This window comes from Natrinema soli (genome assembly GCF_028618695.1).
This window is the reverse complement of record NZ_JAQIVI010000628.1, coordinates 1-887: the sequence shown is the minus strand read 5'-3', so window position 1 is coordinate 887 and position 887 is coordinate 1. Positions and strand designations below refer to the sequence as shown.

Annotated in this window: 2 protein-coding genes; both read left to right on the top strand. The window is 68.9% G+C overall.

Going from position 1 to position 887, the window contains the following annotated elements; genetic code table 11:
* Positions 1-487, top strand: a 487-nt coding sequence (locus PGX04_RS28480) for a molybdopterin-binding protein (RefSeq protein ID WP_465263854.1), incomplete at its 5' end; no start/stop codon positions are given.
* Positions 488-549: 62 nt separating this feature from the next.
* The coding region (locus PGX04_RS28475; protein WP_273741567.1) for a phosphopantothenate--cysteine ligase family flavoprotein at positions 550-887 on the top strand (338 nt) is incomplete at its 3' end.

The following is an 887-nucleotide window of genomic DNA, read 5'->3' as shown; positions in this document are numbered from 1 at the left end:
CGCGTTCGACCGCGAGCTGGTCGTCGACGAGTCCGTCCGCCGGGACGTGCTCGAGACCGTCGCGGACTACCGGGACCGCAACCCGGAAACGATCACGGCCGACGACCTGGACTTCGACGTCGACGCCTGGGCGGCGCTGCCCGAGGGCAGCCGGCCGGTACTCAATCCCGAGGGGCTCTGTCCCGGCTGCGTGCTCGAGAACGTCTATGCGTTTCCGGGCGTGCCGGCGGAGATGCAAGCGCTGTTCGAGCGGGTCGCCGCGGAGTTCAGCGGCGACGCGGTCTCGCGGGTGGCGTACACGCCTCAACCGGAGGCGTCGGTGGTCGACGCGGTCGCCGACGCTCGCGAGCGGTTCGACGTGACGGTCGGGAGCTATCCGGACACGGAGCGCCAGAATCGGCTGAAGGTGACTGGCACCGATCACGAGACGGTCGATCGAGCCCTCGAGTGGCTCGCCGACCGGATCGAACTCGACGCGGGCGAGTGAGCGCCCGACTCACGACGACGCCTCGCTACGCTTAACATACCCCGAGAGAGACTAGCAGACGAATGCTCGAGGGAGTCAACGTCGCGCTCGGGATCACGGGGTCGATCGCGGCCGTGAAGACGGTCGAACTGGCCCACGAGCTGCGACGCCAGGGTGCCGAGGTCCGTGGTGTGATGACCGGCAGCGCACAGGGGATCATCCACCCCTGGGCGGTCGAGTTCGCCACCGAGAACGAGGTCGTCACGGAGATCACGGGCGGCGTCGAACACGTCGATCTCTGCGGCTACGACGGCTGGGCCGACGTATTTTTGATCGCGCCCGCGACGGCCAACACCGTCGGCAAGGTCGCGGGAGCGGTCGACGACACGCCCGTCACGACGTGCGCCACGACCGCGCTCGG